The sequence below is a fragment of the Arcobacter rhizosphaerae genome (genome assembly GCF_049472155.1).
GTDB lineage: Bacteria > Campylobacterota > Campylobacteria > Campylobacterales > Arcobacteraceae > Arcobacter_B.
Genome location: NZ_JBMOVW010000011.1, coordinates 1 through 17110 on the forward strand (window position 1 = coordinate 1; position 17110 = coordinate 17110).

General features: G+C 28.3%; 13 protein-coding genes and 2 pseudogenes. 3 read left to right on the plus strand and 12 right to left on the minus strand.

The window, feature by feature from the left end:
• The 12 genes and pseudogenes from ACH5BH_RS13245 to gltB form a co-directional block, all read right to left on the minus strand.
• A partial coding sequence (locus ACH5BH_RS13245; protein WP_423298689.1) for a nucleotide sugar dehydrogenase occupies window positions 1–759 on the minus strand: 759 nt, incomplete at its 3' end.
• Window positions 760–791: 32 nt separating this feature from the next.
• Window positions 792–1682, minus strand: a complete 891-nt coding sequence (locus ACH5BH_RS13250) for a lipid A biosynthesis lauroyl acyltransferase (RefSeq protein WP_423298690.1) — start codon at window positions 1680–1682, stop codon at window positions 792–794.
• Window positions 1675–2676 (minus strand): lipopolysaccharide heptosyltransferase I, encoded by a 1002-nt coding sequence (waaC, locus tag ACH5BH_RS13255; protein ID WP_423298691.1) that lies wholly within the window; start codon window positions 2674–2676, stop codon window positions 1675–1677. Before waaC (ACH5BH_RS13255) ends, ACH5BH_RS13250 begins: the two co-directional genes overlap by 8 nt.
• Window positions 2676–3194 (minus strand): annotated as a pseudogene (locus tag ACH5BH_RS13260) (Ppx/GppA family phosphatase); the annotation flags it as partial. The gene waaC (ACH5BH_RS13255) and the pseudogene ACH5BH_RS13260, both read right to left, overlap by 1 nt.
• A 39-nt stretch (window positions 3195–3233) precedes the next feature.
• Window positions 3234–3467 (minus strand): annotated as a pseudogene (locus tag ACH5BH_RS13265) (UDP-glucose 6-dehydrogenase); the annotation flags it as partial.
• A 56-nt stretch (window positions 3468–3523) separates the two neighbouring features.
• Window positions 3524–4414, minus strand: a complete 891-nt coding sequence (locus ACH5BH_RS13270) for a lipid A biosynthesis lauroyl acyltransferase (RefSeq protein WP_423298690.1) — start codon at window positions 4412–4414, stop codon at window positions 3524–3526.
• A complete protein-coding gene (waaC, locus tag ACH5BH_RS13275) occupies window positions 4407–5408 on the minus strand; it encodes a lipopolysaccharide heptosyltransferase I (RefSeq protein ID WP_423298691.1) in 1002 nt (333 codons plus the stop codon). The genes ACH5BH_RS13270 and waaC (ACH5BH_RS13275) overlap by 8 nt, the downstream gene beginning before the upstream one ends.
• A complete protein-coding gene (locus ACH5BH_RS13280; protein WP_404307963.1) occupies window positions 5408–6877 on the minus strand; it encodes a Ppx/GppA phosphatase family protein in 1470 nt (489 codons plus the stop codon). Before ACH5BH_RS13280 ends, waaC (ACH5BH_RS13275) begins: the two co-directional genes overlap by 1 nt.
• A complete protein-coding gene (locus ACH5BH_RS13285) occupies window positions 6877–7131 on the minus strand; it encodes a YfhL family 4Fe-4S dicluster ferredoxin (RefSeq protein WP_404307965.1) in 255 nt (84 codons plus the stop codon). The genes ACH5BH_RS13280 and ACH5BH_RS13285 overlap by 1 nt, the downstream gene beginning before the upstream one ends.
• Before the next feature lie 37 nt (window positions 7132–7168).
• Complete coding sequence (locus tag ACH5BH_RS13290; RefSeq protein ID WP_423298692.1) at window positions 7169–7924, minus strand: inositol monophosphatase family protein; 756 nt, start codon at window positions 7922–7924, stop codon at window positions 7169–7171.
• Complete coding sequence (locus ACH5BH_RS13295) at window positions 7924–9297, minus strand: glutamate synthase subunit beta (RefSeq protein WP_423298693.1); 1374 nt, start codon at window positions 9295–9297, stop codon at window positions 7924–7926. Before ACH5BH_RS13295 ends, ACH5BH_RS13290 begins: the two co-directional genes overlap by 1 nt.
• A gap of 1 nt (window position 9298) precedes the next feature.
• Window positions 9299–13735 carry a glutamate synthase large subunit gene (gltB, locus tag ACH5BH_RS13300; protein ID WP_423298694.1) on the minus strand — a complete coding sequence of 1479 codons (4437 nt, stop codon included), beginning with the start codon at window positions 13733–13735 and terminating at the stop codon, window positions 9299–9301.
• Between the two features lie 362 nt (window positions 13736–14097).
• On the opposite strand from gltB, the gene ACH5BH_RS13305 reads away from it, so the two are divergent.
• From ACH5BH_RS13305 to ACH5BH_RS13315, 3 genes are read left to right on the plus strand one after another with little or no spacing between them, the layout of a single operon-like run.
• Window positions 14098–15093, plus strand: coding sequence for a TRAP transporter substrate-binding protein (locus ACH5BH_RS13305; RefSeq protein WP_404307973.1), 996 nt, complete (start codon window positions 14098–14100; stop codon window positions 15091–15093).
• A 6-nt stretch (window positions 15094–15099) separates the two neighbouring features.
• Window positions 15100–15717, plus strand: a complete 618-nt coding sequence (locus ACH5BH_RS13310) for a TRAP transporter small permease (protein ID WP_423298695.1) — start codon at window positions 15100–15102, stop codon at window positions 15715–15717.
• A complete protein-coding gene (locus tag ACH5BH_RS13315) occupies window positions 15717–17000 on the plus strand; it encodes a TRAP transporter large permease (protein ID WP_423298696.1) in 1284 nt (427 codons plus the stop codon). The genes ACH5BH_RS13310 and ACH5BH_RS13315 overlap by 1 nt, the downstream gene beginning before the upstream one ends.
• The last annotated feature ends 110 nt before the right edge of the window (window positions 17001–17110 follow it).

The window sequence follows — 17110 nt, forward strand, 5'->3', positions numbered from 1 at the left end:
ATTATAATGATTTCCAATTCTTGGATCTAATCCTACACCTTCTATTATTTGTTTTGAATTTAGATTATGAGCTAACGCGTAAGAGTCTAATTCATTAAAATATGATACTCTCATAGCTAGGTATGTATTTGAAAATAGTTTTATTGCTTCTGCTTCTGTAGAATCAGTAAACAAAATATCTATATTCTCTTTTATTGCTCCTTGAGCAAGTAGTTTTGCAAAAGTCTGAGCTCTATCACTTTGTTCACCTACTATTATTCTTGAAGGGTATAGATTATCATGTAAAGCTTTTCCTTCTCTTAAGAACTCTGGTGAAAAAATAATATTACTTGTTTTAAATTTTTTTGATATTTCTTTTGTATATCCTACTGGTATAGTTGATTTTATTACCATTGTTGTATTTGGATTTATTTCAAGTACATCAGATATCACATACTCTATTGATTTTGTATTAAAATAGTTTGTTTCTGGATCATAATCTGTTGGTGTTGAAATTATTACAAAGTCTGCATTTTCATAAGCTTCTTTTTTATCTAATGTTGCTTTAAAGTTTAAATCATCTCTTAGTAAGTATTCACTTATTTCTTTATCTTCTATTGGTGATTTTTTATTATTTAGAAGTTCTACTTTATCACGGATTATATCTAATGCTATTACTTCATTATCTTGGGCTAATAGTATCCCATTTGATAGACCAACATACCCCGTTCCTGCTATGGCTATCTTATACTTCATAGTTTGATTACTTTTTTCAAGCATTATTTATTTTCCTTTTTTATTTCTAAAGATTTCTAATTATATAATGATTCATATTGATTTTTCCATCTTTGATGTAACCAAAACCATTCTTCTGGTTTATCTTCAATAATTTTTTGAGTAATATCAGCCTGAGCTTGTACACATTTTCTAATATCTTCTTCTTTATCATTAGTATTATCGATTTCTATTGGTTTAAAAAATTTAACAACAAAATTATTATAATCATTATTTTGAATAAATGCAGGAATAATTAATGCATCAAATTTCTTTGCTAAAACTGCGACACTAGGAGTATGTCTTGCTTTTTTTCCAAAAAAGTCAATTAAAATCCCTTCATTATCTTTTGTATTTTGATCAACTAATAAACCTACGGGTCTACTAGATTTTAAAGATTTAACCATGCCTTTCATTGCACCTGATTTACTTAATAACTCAATATCAAACTGTTCTCTATTTTTTGTAAGAATTTTATTCATAACTTCTGAATCTAAATCTCTCCCTACTATAGATAAAGGTGTAAATTTAGCTGCAATACTTAAGGATAACAACTCCCAATTACCATAATGAGCAGTAACAATAATAATTTTTTTGTTCTCTCTAATCGCATTTTCTAATATTTGACTATTTTCAAAAGATACTTTCTCTAAAATCTCTTCTTTAGTAGCCCCTTGATTTTTTATAAAATCTGCTAAAGTATAGACTAAATTTCTGTAACATTTTTTAATAATATTTGTTTTTTCTTTTTTTGATATTTTATTTTCATAAGCTAAATCAAGATTTACTTCTGCAATTTTTCTATGCTTTTTATCAATAGAATAAATAAAAAATGATAAAAAATTTAAAATTGGATTTATAATAAATTTTGGAGTAAATTTTATAAAAAACCTAAATACATAAAATATAAATAAATAAATATTATCCATTTAATAACTTCTTTGACATTTCTATAATTATATCCTCTTTTATCTCACATATTGAGAAATCATTTTTATTTAATTTAAAGTGGTTTACTTTAGAAGAAGATTTTACCACTTTATTGATTGGAGTTTCATAAACTCTATTAGTAGGGGTTGGTCCAAAAATTGTAATTGATGGAATATTTAATGCCCATGCCATGTGAGTTGGACCTGTGTCATTTCCAATTAGCAAATCAGACTTAGCGATTAAAGCCTTTAAAGAATTTAAATCACATTTAGCCATAGCTTTAGCATAGTATGAGTTTTCTTCAATATATAAAGCTTTTTGTCTTTCATTTTCATTACCCCAAACAACTATACAATTCTCTTTTAATTCATTTGCTATCTTTACAAATTTTTCTTTTGGATAATTTCTGCTTTCCCAAGTAGAGCCAACTACAAAAATAATATTTTTTTCTTCTTTTGATAAAAATTCATTTATAACATGAGATTCATTTTCATAAAATAAAAAAGCTTTTTTATTTAGAATATCTTCACTTGTAATATTAAAACCTAAAGGATTAGATAATACCTTTACATTTCTATCAATAGTATTTTTGTCATAAGCTATAAAAACTTTTTTTTTATAAAAAAATGATGCAAACTTTTCACGAATTGAATCTTTTGAAAATCCTGCAATATTCTCTCCTAATAACTTAGCAACAATTGCAGATTTAATTAAACCTTGTGCATCAATAACTAAGTCATAATTGTTTTTAGAATATTTTTTAAGTAAAGAAATTTGAGTAAAAATAGCTTTTTTATTTTTTTTGATACTTTTTAAATTAATAGTATATATATTATCTATATCTATATTTCCTTGAAGAATAGAAAAAAAAGATTCTTCTACAAACCAGTCAATTATAATATTTGGATATTCTTTTTTTATATATTGTAAGGCTACCATTGCATGAATAATATCACCCATTGCTGATAGCTTAACTATAGCTATTCTTTTCATTAAACTAACTCTAATTTTAAATTTTTTGGTAACTCCAACTTATCAATATTTGAAGCTATCATAAAAGATTTATTTTCTAATTCAATTTTTAAAGTGTTATCACTTAAAATATATCGAGTATTTGGTCTTGATAGATCTTGATTAACAGCTATATTTAATGCAATCATAAATGACATCCATTTCATATCGTGAGTTTTAGGTAAAAGTTCACTAAATTTTTCTAAATCACTTTTATTTGGTAAAGATTTTTTAGAATATTTAATAGTATGAGCTATTATAACTCTTGAACTATGTTGAAAGTCATAGTTTAAACCATTTAATATAAAGTCAAAAGCATTATCATTTGATTTATAGAAGTTTAAAGAACTACCAATTGTATGAAGTTTAGAAGCTATTATTAAAAGTTGTCTAAATTTATCATCAAGCTCATGAAGTGGTTTTAATACATCATAAATTTTACCAGCATTTGAGCCAAAATATGCACTTTGTTTTTGATCAATTTGGAATCTATCAAGTAAACTTCTAACACTTACATTATAGTTTGAAGGAAACTTATTATAGTCTGCATTTTCATAAGCTTCTTTTTTATCTAATGTTGCTTTAAAATTTAAATCATCCCTTAGTAGGTATTCACTTATTTCTTTATCTTCTATTGGTGATTTTTTATTATTTAGAAGTTCTACTTTATCACGGATTATATCTAATGCTATTACTTCATTATCTTGGGCTAATAGTATCCCATTTGATAGACCAACATACCCCGTTCCTGCTATGGCTATCTTATACTTCATAGTTTGATTACTTTTTTCAAGCATTATTTATTTTCCTTTTTTATTTCTAAAGATTTCTAATTATATAATGATTCATATTGATTTTTCCATCTTTGATGTAACCAAAACCATTCTTCTGGTTTATCTTCAATAATTTTTTGAGTAATATCAGCCTGAGCTTGTACACATTTTCTAATATCTTCTTCTTTATCATTAGTATTATCGATTTCTATTGGTTTAAAAAATTTAACAACAAAATTATTATAATCATTATTTTGAATAAATGCAGGAATAATTAATGCATCAAATTTCTTTGCTAAAACTGCGACACTAGGAGTATGTCTTGCTTTTTTTCCAAAAAAGTCAATTAAAATCCCTTCATTATCTTTTGTATTTTGATCAACTAATAAACCTACGGGTCTACTAGATTTTAAAGATTTAACCATGCCTTTCATTGCACCTGATTTACTTAATAACTCAATATCAAACTGTTCTCTATTTTTTGTAAGAATTTTATTCATAACTTCTGAATCTAAATCTCTCCCTACTATAGATAAAGGTGTAAATTTAGCTGCAATACTTAAGGATAACAACTCCCAATTACCATAATGAGCAGTAACAATAATAATTTTTTTGTTCTCTCTAATCGCATTTTCTAATATTTGACTATTTTCAAAAGATACTTTCTCTAAAATCTCTTCTTTAGTAGCCCCTTGATTTTTTATAAAATCTGCTAAAGTATAGACTAAATTTCTGTAACATTTTTTAATAATATTTGTTTTTTCTTTTTTTGATATTTTATTTTCATAAGCTAAATCAAGATTTACTTCTGCAATTTTTCTATGCTTTTTATCAATAGAATAAATAAAAAATGATAAAAAATTTAAAATTGGATTTATAATAAATTTTGGAGTAAATTTTATAAAAAACCTAAATACATAAAATATAAATAAATAAATATTATCCATTTAATAACTTCTTTGACATTTCTATAATTATATCCTCTTTTATCTCACATATTGAGAAATCATTTTTATTTAATTTAAAGTGGTTTACTTTAGAAGAAGATTTTACCACTTTATTGATTGGAGTTTCATAAACTCTATTAGTAGGGGTTGGTCCAAAAATTGTAATTGATGGAATATTTAATGCCCATGCCATGTGAGTTGGACCTGTGTCATTTCCAATTAGCAAATCAGACTTAGCGATTAAAGCCTTTAAAGAATTTAAATCACATTTAGCCATAGCTTTAGCATAGTATGAGTTTTCTTCAATATATAAAGCTTTTTGTCTTTCATTTTCATTACCCCAAACAACTATACAATTCTCTTTTAATTCATTTGCTATCTTTACAAATTTTTCTTTTGGATAATTTCTGCTTTCCCAAGTAGAGCCAACTACAAAAATAATATTTTTTTCTTCTTTTGATAAAAATTCATTTATAACATGAGATTCATTTTCATAAAATAAAAAAGCTTTTTTATTTAGAATATCTTCACTTGTAATATTAAAACCTAAAGGATTAGATAATACCTTTACATTTCTATCAATAGTATTTTTGTCATAAGCTATAAAAACTTTTTTTTTATAAAAAAATGATGCAAACTTTTCACGAATTGAATCTTTTGAAAATCCTGCAATATTCTCTCCTAATAACTTAGCAACAATTGCAGATTTAATTAAACCTTGTGCATCAATAACTAAGTCATAATTGTTTTTAGAATATTTTTTAAGTAAAGAAATTTGAGTAAAAATAGCTTTTTTATTTTTTTTGATACTTTTTAAATTAATAGTATATATATTATCTATATCTATATTTCCTTGAAGAATAGAAAAAAAAGATTCTTCTACAAACCAGTCAATTATAATATTTGGATATTCTTTTTTTATATATTGTAAGGCTACCATTGCATGAATAATATCACCCATTGCTGATAGCTTAACTATAGCTATTCTTTTCATTAAACTAACTCTAATTTTAAATTTTTTGGTAACTCCAACTTATCAATATTTGAAGCTATCATAAAAGATTTATTTTCTAATTCAATTTTTAAAGTGTTATCACTTAAAATATATCGAGTATTTGGTCTTGATAGATCTTGATTAACAGCTATATTTAATGCAATCATAAATGACATCCATTTCATATCGTGAGTTTTAGGTAAAAGTTCACTAAATTTTTCTAAATCACTTTTATTTGGTAAAGATTTTTTAGAATATTTAATAGTATGAGCTATTATAACTCTTGAACTATGTTGAAAGTCATAGTTTAAACCATTTAATATAAAGTCAAAAGCATTATCATTTGATTTATAGAAGTTTAAAGAACTACCAATTGTATGAAGTTTAGAAGCTATTATTAAAAGTTGTCTAAATTTATCATCAAGCTCATGAAGTGGTTTTAATACATCATAAATTTTACCAGCATTTGAGCCAAAATATGCACTTTGTTTTTGATCAATTTGGAATCTATCAAGTAAACTTCTAACACTTACATTATAGTTTGAAGGAAACTTATTATTAGTATTTCTAAGTAAGTCACAAAGATAAACTCCTTCTCTTACTCCAGCACCTGAGGTTATAACTTTTTTAATATTTAATTCTTCTAAAATAGTTTTAAAAATAAAAGTACCTTCTTTTATAGTATCAAATCTATCTTTTTTTACTCCAAGGTTTTTAAGTTCTTTATTCGTCTTTGCATTTACTATCAAATCAAAATGAGAAAATTCATTTTCAACATTATATTTGTAACCATGTAAAATATCAAGAGGATATTCATTTTTTTGCATTATAAGTTTTGATAAAGATCTAATACTTCCTCCAATACCAACTGCCGTTAGAGGAACATTCATATTTAAATCAAAAAGCTCTTTTAAATTATCTAAAATATATTTTCTTGCACCTTCAATATCATTTTTATTAAAGAACAACTCTTTTATTCTTACAGTTCCTATATTTAATGAAATTGATTTTAAAATAACACCATTATTTACAAATGAAAATTCAGTAGAACCTCCACCAATATCAACTGTTATAAAATTGTCTTCATGAATAAGATTTGATGCAGCAATACCTCCATAAAAAGCCTCTTTTTCTCCATCAATTACTTTGATATTTAAACCAAAGTCATTTTTAATTCTGTTTAAAAAAACTTTTGCATTAGGTGCATCTCTTAAAGCCGAAGTAGCAACACATATAATTTTTCTTGATTTTAATGATTTAGATATATTTAAAAAAGATTTTAGTGACTCATAAGCTCTTTGCATAGGTATTTCTTGAAGATTGCCATTATTTTCATAGCAACCCTCAGAAATTTTTACTCTACTTTTTGTTTCATTGATTAGGTTAAAAGCAAATCTACTGCTTTTTTCCAATACAACCATACGCATTGAGTTTGACCCAATATCTATAATAGTTGTAATCTTTGCCATTAGGCTTCTTCTTCCATTATTTGTTCATATTTGAACTTTAACTCTTCCATTGTCTCTTGATTATCTGGATCTATAATAATACAGTCAACTGGACAAACTTCAATACATTGTGGTTCCTCAAAGTGTCCAACACATTCAGTACATCTATCAGAGTCAATTAAATATATTGGATCTCCTTCTTCGATTGCATAATTTGGACACTCATCTCTACATGCATCACATGCGATACATTCATCAGTAATAATTAAAGACATATAACACCAATCCCTAGTTTTAAAATATATGTTGGAGTTATAACCTATTATTCTTTATAATTTCTTTAATCAGCTCAACTTTTTGTATATTTTTAGATATAAGCAAAAAATGTTTACTTTTATAAATATTTTGTTCGTTACATATATATAAAGAAGCAGCAATATCAAACTCTCTAATATCACCCATAAACAATACAAAATCATAATTTTTAGCAAAAGCCAAGGAAACCGCTGCTGCCCCTAAAGAACGATATTTTATGTGATTTTTATATAATTTATATGTAATTTTTGGATATTTATAAGCTCTTTCAAAAATACCAAATTTATTTAATTTTTCACTATTTATGATATTTTTTTTATCTAAATTTATCTCATTTAATTCGTAATTAAATGCTTTATATATTAAACTACCTGTAGCTAAATTACAAACAAAACCTGCAATAATTTTATCCTTATATTTTAAAGCTACAGAACTTCCATAATACTCTAAACCTGAATAAAAATTATCACTTCCATCAAGAGGATCAATAATAATTGTAAAGTCTGATTTATAATCTAAAAAACCGCACTCTTCAGAATAAATATTTCCAAATTTTTTCAAATATTTAATAAAAATATTTTCAGCATATAAATCAATATTTAAAGAATTATCTCCACCATATCCTATAATATTTGAGTATTCTAAATCTGTTTGTTTTAAATTAAAGTGTATATATTTGTATAGTTCTTTGTTAGCATTTATTACAGAACTTATAAAGTCTTCTTTATAAGCTTCTGCAATATTTTCAATCATTATGAAAGTTTTTCAATTATGGCTTTTGCAGCTTCTCTACCATCAACAGCTGCAGTTACAGCAAGGTGAGCACCTCTTTGACAATCTCCACCTGCATAAACTTTTTTATTTGATGTTTGATAATTAGTAGTTTCTATTCCACCCCACGAATTAGTTTCAATATTTAATTCTTTTAAGAATTGTGGTTTCTCTGGTGAAAATCCTAAAGCAAGAATTACGACATCAGCTTCTTCAAAATATTCAGTACCTTCATTGATCACAACTCTTTGTCTTCCTGACTCATCAGGATCAGACATAGATGTAGTTAGTAACTCAACAGCAGATACTTCTCCATCTTCAATTTTTAAAGATTTAGGTGAAACATTAAATACATATTCAACACCCTCTTCTTTAGCATTTACAACTTCTTTTTTAGATCCAGGCATATTAGCTTCATCTCTTCTATATAAACATTTAACAGATTTAGCTTTTTCTCTTACAGATGTTCTTACACAGTCCATTGCAGTATCTCCACCACCAATTACAACTACATTTTTATCTTTTACATCTATAAACTCTACATCAGTACCTAAATTTCTTTTTTGAATTCCAGTTAAAAAATCCATTGCTAAATGAACATTTGAAGCCTCTTTTTCCCCATCCATTCCAGTGTATCTACCATCTTTTGCACCAGTTCCAAGATAGATTGCATCAAAATTTTCTTCAAGTTCTTTTACTGATACATCTTTTCCAACTTCACAATTTAAATGAAGTTTCATACCAGCTTCAAGTAACCAATTAATTCTTCTATTTACTGTTGTCTTATCAAGTTTAAACCCAGGAATTCCATACATAAGTAAACCACCAGCCCTATCTTCTCTTTCAAACATTTCTACTTGGTAACCTTTTCTTAAAAGAAAAGTTGCAGCAGAAATACCAGAAGGACCAGAACCAACTACAGCGATTTTTTTATCTACTTTTTTATCAGTAAATTTAGGTTTTAAACCTCTTTCAAAAGCTTTTTCACTAATATGAGTTTCAATAGCACCAATTGAAATTGCACCATGACCTGTATTTAAAGAACAAGCCCCTTCACAAAGTACATCTTGAGGACAAATTCTTCCTAAAATCTCAGGAAAAGGTGATGTTTCATTTGATAAAGCAAAAGCTAAATCAGGATTTTTAGTAGCCGTTTGCTTTAACCATGCTGGTATAAAATTTCCTAATGGACATCCTGTATGACAGTATGGATCTCCACACTGCATACATCTATCAGCTTGTTCTTTTGCTCTTTGCTTTCCAAACACTTCATAGATCTCATTAAAATCTTTTAATCTTTGAAGTACATCTCTTTTTTCAGGGTTAATTCTTTCAAATTTTGTAAAGTTTAACATTTTAATCTCCCTCATCTGGATCTAATGGTAATACAGTCATATTTTTTGGTTTTACCATCCAGAAGTTTCTAATTTCTGCTCTAAAATTATCTAAAATATTTTGTGCTGCTTCACTTTCAGTTTCATGAACATAATCTAAAAGTAATCTTTTCAGATATAATCTTTCTCTTTCCGCTGCATCTGTATCTATTCTAACTGCTTCGATTAACTCTTGGTTCATTTTATCAACAAAGGCTTTTTCTGGATCATAAACAAATGAAATACCACCTGTCATACCTGCTCCAAAGTTAATACCAGTATTTCCAAGGATTACTACAATACCACCAGTCATATATTCACAAGCATTATCACCTGTACCCTCAACTACAGCTATTGTTCCAGAGTTTCTAACACCAAATCTTTCACCAACACTTGCTCTTACATATAATTTTCCACCAGTTGCACCATATAAACAAGTATTACCAGCACCTGCAAACTCTTGACCTTGATGAACAGGATTAATTATAATCTTACCACCATTCATTCCTTTACCAACATAATCATTAGCAGCACCATCAAGTGTTAAACTCATTCCTTTAGAAAGGAAAGCACCAAAAGATTGTCCAGCAATACCTTTTAGATTAATATTGATTGAGTTTTCTGGTAATCCAGAATCACCATAAAATCTAGCAATTTCTCCAGAAATCAGAGCTCCAAATGATCTATTTAAGTTAGAAATTTCTGTATTAACTTTTATAGGAGTATTTGGATTCTCTATTGTTCTATGAACTTTTTTTAATAATTCTTTCTCAAATTTATTATCATCAAATGGGTCATTTGATTCTTTTTGACAAGTATCAATTCCATCAACTTTTCTTAAAATATTTTGAAAGTCAAATTTTTGTGCAAACTTATCATCAATTACTTTTAATAAATCAGATCTACCAACAATTTCTTCGATTGTTTTATATCCAAGTTCTGCAAGTATTTCTCTAACTTCTTGAGCAATAAATGTAAAATATGAAATAAGTCTTTCTACAGTTCCTGTAAAGTGTCCTCTTAAATCTTCATCTTGCGTAGCAACACCAACAGAACATTTATTTGTATGACAAATTCTTAAAATTTTACATCCAAGAAGTGTTAATGCAGCTGTACCAAATGCATAAGATTCAGCACCTAATAAAGCTGCTTTAACAACATCTAAACCAGTTTTTAATCCACCATCTGTTTGTACATGAACAGAAGATCTTAAATTATTTGCTTTTAAAGCATTATGAGCTTCTGAAAGTCCCATTTCCCAAGAGTTACCTGCATGCTTAATAGATGTTAATGGAGCAGCACCTGTACCACCATCTCCACCTGAGATAATAATTTTATCAGCATAAGCCTTTGCAACACCTGCTGCAATTGTTCCTACACCTACAGAAGATACTAATTTAACTGTTATTTTTGCCATTGGATTGATTTGTTTTAAATCAAAAATTAACTGAGCTAAATCCTCAATAGAGTAAATATCATGGTGTGGTGGTGGAGAAATAAGAGTTACACCTGGAACAGTATGTCTTAATGTAGCAATAAGATTTGTTACTTTATGTCCTGGTAATTGTCCACCCTCACCTGGTTTTGCACCTTGTGCAACTTTGATTTGTAATTCTTCAGCACTTCTTAAATAACCAGGAGTTACACCAAATCTACCTGATGCGATTTGTTTAATTTTAGAATTTTTTAAAGTATTAAACCTTGCTGGATCTTCTCCACCCTCACCTGAGTTTGATGATCCACCAATTGTATTCATAGCCTGTGCTAATGCTTCATGTGCTTCTGGAGAAATAGAACCACATGACATTGCAGCAGAAGCAAATCTTTTAAAGATATCTTCTTTTGATTCAACTTCATCAATAGAAATAGGTTTTCTATCTGAATTAAATTCTAAAAAGTCTCTAATAAATTTTTTATCTCTATTTTGAACTAATTTTTTAAGTCCATCAAAGTCTGTAATCTCTTCTTTTGTAGTTGCAGATTTATTATGCATAGCTCTTGTTGTAGCTGGACCATAATCATGGTATTCACCACCATTTATATATTTGTAGAATCCACCTAAATCAAGTGGGAACATGTGATTATCATCATGGAAAGCATTTAAATGAGATTTTTCAATTCTCTCCTCGATATCTTCGTATCCAAGACCTGCTAACTCAGAATAAGCATCTGGGAAACAGTCTTCTATAATTTCATCAGATAATCCAATCGCATCAAATAATGATGAATTTCTGTATGAAGCAACTGTAGAAATACCCATTTTTGACATAATTTTTAAAAGACCTGCATTTAATGCTTTTTGTGTATTTTTAAGTACTCTTTGCATCTCATATTTAGATACTTCTTTTCTTTCATATAATGCTACAGTAGTTGCATACATCATATATGGATACATTGCTTGAGCACCAAAACCTAACATTACTGCTGCCATGTGCGGATCATATACTTCACCTGTTACAGGTACTATTGAAACACAATGTCTAACATTTGCTTTTAATAAAGCTTGATTTACATATCCAACAGCCATTGCCATAGGAATAAGTTTTGTGTTTTCACTAATATTTCTATCATCTAAGATAACTATTGAAATACCATCTTCTTTTACTGCTTTTATAACATAAGAAGCTAAGCTTTTTAATGCTTCTTTTAAATCATTTTTAAATGTAGTTGAGAATACTCTGTTTTTATAATATTCATCATATCTTGGAGAATTTTCATCACCAAATGAAAATAAAACATCAAATTTTTCTTTCATTAAAATAGGACTTGCTACTTTAATTCTTTTAGCATCTTCTGGTTTTTCAACTAGTATATTTTGAACCTTACCAAATCCAGTTTCTAAAGACATTACAACTTTTTCTCTATATGGGTCAATCGGTGGATTTGTAACTTGTGCAAACTTTTGTTTAAAAAAGTCTGTAAAGTTTCTATTTACTTTTGAAAAACATGCTAAAGGAGTGTCATCACCCATTGAACCAACTGGTTCTTTACCATCTTTAGCCATTGGCTCTATCATTTGATCAATTGCTTCATAAGTAATATTAAAATATTTTTGTCTTTTCTCTAAGTTTTCTATTTTATAATCACTTATATTTAAAAAAGAGTCTTCAATATATTCTTGTAAGTAATCCATATCATCATTTAACCACTTAGCATAGTGCTGTGATGATTTTAAATAGTCATTTATATCTTCTTCTTTTAATATTTTACCATGTTTAAGATCAAGTCCAATCATCTGTCCTGATTGTAATCTACCTCTTTCACTGATATTATCTTCATCAATTTTTAATGTTCCATACTCAGAAGTAATATATAATTTATCATCTTTTGTAATTACATATTTTGATGGTCTTAAACCATTTCTATCAATTAAACATCCAATATGTCTACCATCAGTTAAAGATACAGCAGCAGGTCCATCCCATGCTTCCATAGCAGTTGCTGTATATTCGTAAAATGCTCTTAAATCCGCATCCATGTGTGGTGAGTTTTGCCAAGGAGCAGGAACTAATGATCTTGCTGCTTTAAAAAAGTCTACACCATTTGCTAACATAAATTCAAACATATTATCTAAAGAAGCAGAATCTGAACCACCTTCTTGTAAGATTGGTAAAAGTCTTTTTATTTCTTCATCAGAAAATACTTCTGATTTAATTTTTTCTGACTTAACTTTTACATTAAATCTATTTGCTTCAACAGAATTAATTTCACCATTGTGTGCTATAGCCCTAAATGGTTGTGCTAATCTCCATTGAGGTAATGTATTTGTTGAAAATCTTTGATGAAATAAAGAAAAAGAGATTTTAAAATCATCATCTCTTAAATCAACATAAAATCGCTTAATATGCGTAGGCATTACAAGACCTTTGTACGCAATCACTTTAGATGAGAATGTAGGAATATAAAAATCTTTCTTATCTATTAATTTGTGTTCACACTCTTTTCTTGTCATATATAGCATTGCATCAAATCTCTTTGATGACATTAGAGTATTTGGAATAACAAATACTTGAATAATATAAGGTAATGTTTCTAGTGCTTGTTGACCTAGTGCTTCTGTGTCAACTGGAACATCCCTTGTTAATACAACTTTTAAATCATTTATTTCACAGAACTCTTTAAAAGTTTCAATATCTTGTAAATCTTTTGTAAAGATCATAGCTACACCATATTTTTCAGGTAAATCTATACCTTTTTGCATAGCTACTTTTCTCATAAATTGATCTGGCATTGATAAAAGTAAACCAGAACCATCTCCTGTTTTACCATCAGCTGCTACTGCACCTCTGTGCATCATTCTTTCTAACGAAGTTATTGCATCTTCTAAATTCTTATGACTTGGTCTGTTCTTCATATCAGCAACAAGACCAAAACCACAGTTATCTTTAAAAGAAGTTAGTAAGTCTAAATTAGAACCCATTATTTTCCTTTGTTTTAATCTTTTATATTCCTAAGAAAAGTGGAATATACTACTCTAATCTTGTTTAAAAAATGGTTAAAAAAAACTTGTCATTAATTTTGGCTTCTAATTTTTGTTATATCATAGAAGATTGATTTCATGGTATCTATAACAACTTTTTGAAATTAATATGAAACTTTTATGTGACTTATAAAACACTACATTTAGTATTACAATTTGTATTACTTAAACTAAATTTAATAAATAGTATTAATATCTTATAATAAGCTAAAATAAGTTTAAAACTTTTGTTGATTTTACATAATTGTGACATAAGTTTTTACTATAATTTTCTTATATCAAAATAATTAAGGAGAAATGATATGAAAAAATTAGTACTAGGAACTATTGCAGCAGCAATGGTTGCAACATCAGGATTAGCAGCGGAGTATACTTTAAAGTTTTCACATGTAGTAAGCCCAAATACACCAAAGGGTAAAGCAGCAGATTTCTTTGAAAAGAGATTAGAAGAGTTATCAGGTGGTAAAATTGACGTTCAAGTTTATCCATCATCACAGTTATATAAAGATAATGCGGTTTTAAAAGCATTAAGATTAAACTCTGTTCAAATGGCAGCACCTTCATTTTCTAAATTTGGTAAGATTGTTCCAAACTTAGCACTATTTGATTTACCATTCCTTTTCAAAGATATTGATCACTTACATAGAGTTCAAGACGGTGAAGTAGGCCAAGCTTTAAAAGATAAAGTAACAGCTAAAGGTATCGTAGCATTAGATTTTTGGGATAATGGATTTAAACAATTATCATCATCTACAAAAGCTTTAATTAATCCAGAAGATGCAAAAGGTCAAAAATTTAGAATTATGTCTTCTAAAGTATTAGAAGCTCAATTCCATGCAGTAGATGCAAATCCTCAAATGATGCCATTCTCAGAGGTTTATTCAGGTTTACAACAAGGTGTTATTGATGGTCAAGAAAATACAATTTCTAACATTTATACAAAAAAATTCCATGAAGTACAAAAAGATTTAACAATTTCAAATCACGGATACTTAGGTTACTTAGTTGTAATGTCAAAAAAATTCTGGAATTCATTACCATCTGATTTACAAGCAAATGTAAAACAAGCAATGAAAGAAGCTACAGCAAAAGAAAGACAATACGCACAAGAATTAAATGATTCTCAATTAGAAAAAATTAAAGAGTATGCAAAAACTACTGGTAAATTAAATATTCATACTTTAACTCCTGAGCAAAGAGATGCATGGAGACAAAAAGTTAGTAAAATTTACCCAAAATTCTACTCTAATAGAACAATTGGTGAAGATTTAATCAAAAAAACTATTGCTACAAAGTAGTAAATTATGTTTAGTTTTATAAGTAAACTTATAGGCTTTATAAATCAAACAATAGCAGCATTCGGTATTACAGCCGGTGTTGCTATTGCTTTTACTAATGTTGTAGCAAGATATGTATTTGACGCATCATTAGTATGGGCAACAGAGCTTACAATCTTTTTATTTTTATGGAGTGTTTTTTTTGCAGCTGCGTATTGCTTCAAAAAAGATGCTCATATTGCTGTTACAGTAGTATTAGATATTGTTCCAACAAAAATTGCTAAACCAATGTTATTAATTTCTCATATTGTAACGTTTTTCTTTTTACTTGCAGTTGCATATTATGGATATGAATATTTATTATTAGTGGCAGAACTTGATGAAAGATCTATTGATTTATGGGATATGCCTATGTGGATTGTATATTTAGTTATACCTGTTTCTTTTGCATTTGGTGCATATAGAGTAGCAGAAAAAATAGTACATATTATTAAAACTCCACATGATAAAGTAGTACCTGAAAGTGAAGCTGAAATGGTTTTAGCTGAATTAGGTGTTAAACATGATGATGATTCAAATAAACACGTAAAAGAGTTAAATGATATGGTTAAAGAAGTAGAAAAGAAAACGGGAGGAATGCTATAATGAGTGTAGGTGTATTATTTGGTATATTTTTCTTCCTTGTAATTCTTGGAGCTCCAATCGCAATTTGTTTAGGTGTAGCTACGTTTACAACATTAATGTTATTTACGCCAATTTCACCAATTGAAATTTCAGCAATGATGTTTGAAAAAGTTGAGCATTACTCGCTTATGGCTATCCCAATGTTCATTTTTGCAGGTAATTTACTTTCAAAAGGTTCAGCTGCAACTAGAATTATTGAATTTGCAAAAGCTTGTGTAGGTCACTTACCTGGTGGTCTTCCAATTTCAGCTATTTTTGCATCTATTATTTTTGCTGCTGTTTCTGGTAGTTCACCTGCAACAGTTGTTGCTATTGGTTCTATTATGTTTGGTGCTATTATGCAAGCTGGTTATCCTAAAAGATATGCAGTTGGTACTATTGCTACAGCTGGTTCATTAGGTATCTTAATCCCACCATCAATTGTACTTATCGTATATGGAGTAACTGCAGAAGTTTCTATTGGTAAGTTATTTATGGCTGGGGTTGTGCCAGGTATTATGCTTGGTCTTATGATGATGGTTGTTACATATATAGGTGCAAGAAGACTTGGATTTGAAAAAACTGAGCCAGCTCCTTTAAAAGTAAGACTTCAAAAGATGAAAGATGCAGCATGGGGATTAATGACAATTGTTATTGTTATTGGTGGTATCTATGGTGGTATTTTTACACCAACTGAGGCAGCAGCAGTAGCTTGTGTATGGGCATTTGTTGTTTCTGTATTTATCTATAAAGATATTAAAGTGACACAAATTTGGGGAACAGCTTTAGAATCAGCAAAAACAACTGCAATGATTATGTTTATTATTGCTAATGCTATGTTATTTGCTCACTTCTTAACAATTGAAAACATTCCTCAAGGAATTACAAATGCGTTAATTGAAGCAAATGTTGATAAATACATGTTCTTATTAATGGTAAATATCTTATTAATCTTAGCTGGTTCATTTATGGAACCAAGTGCAATTATTATGATTATGGTTCCATTATTACTTCCAGTTGCTGTAGCACTTGGAATTGACCCAATTCACTTTGGTATTGTAATTACTATCAATATGGAGCTTGGTATGGTGTCCCCACCTGTTGGTCTAAATTTATTCGTAACTTCAGGACTTACAGGAATGAGTATAAAAGATGTTATTGTTGCGGCATTCCCATGGACAATGACTATCTTAGTAGGACTTTTAATCACTACATATATCCCAGAAGTAGCCCTTTGGTTACCAAATCTAATGTATGGTGGATGATAAATAGATAAATCCCTTAAATATGGGCTTAAATGCCCTATTTATGGGTACTATACTAATAAAAATTCACAAAAAAAGAAATACTATAAACACAAAGCTAAAATTTATCA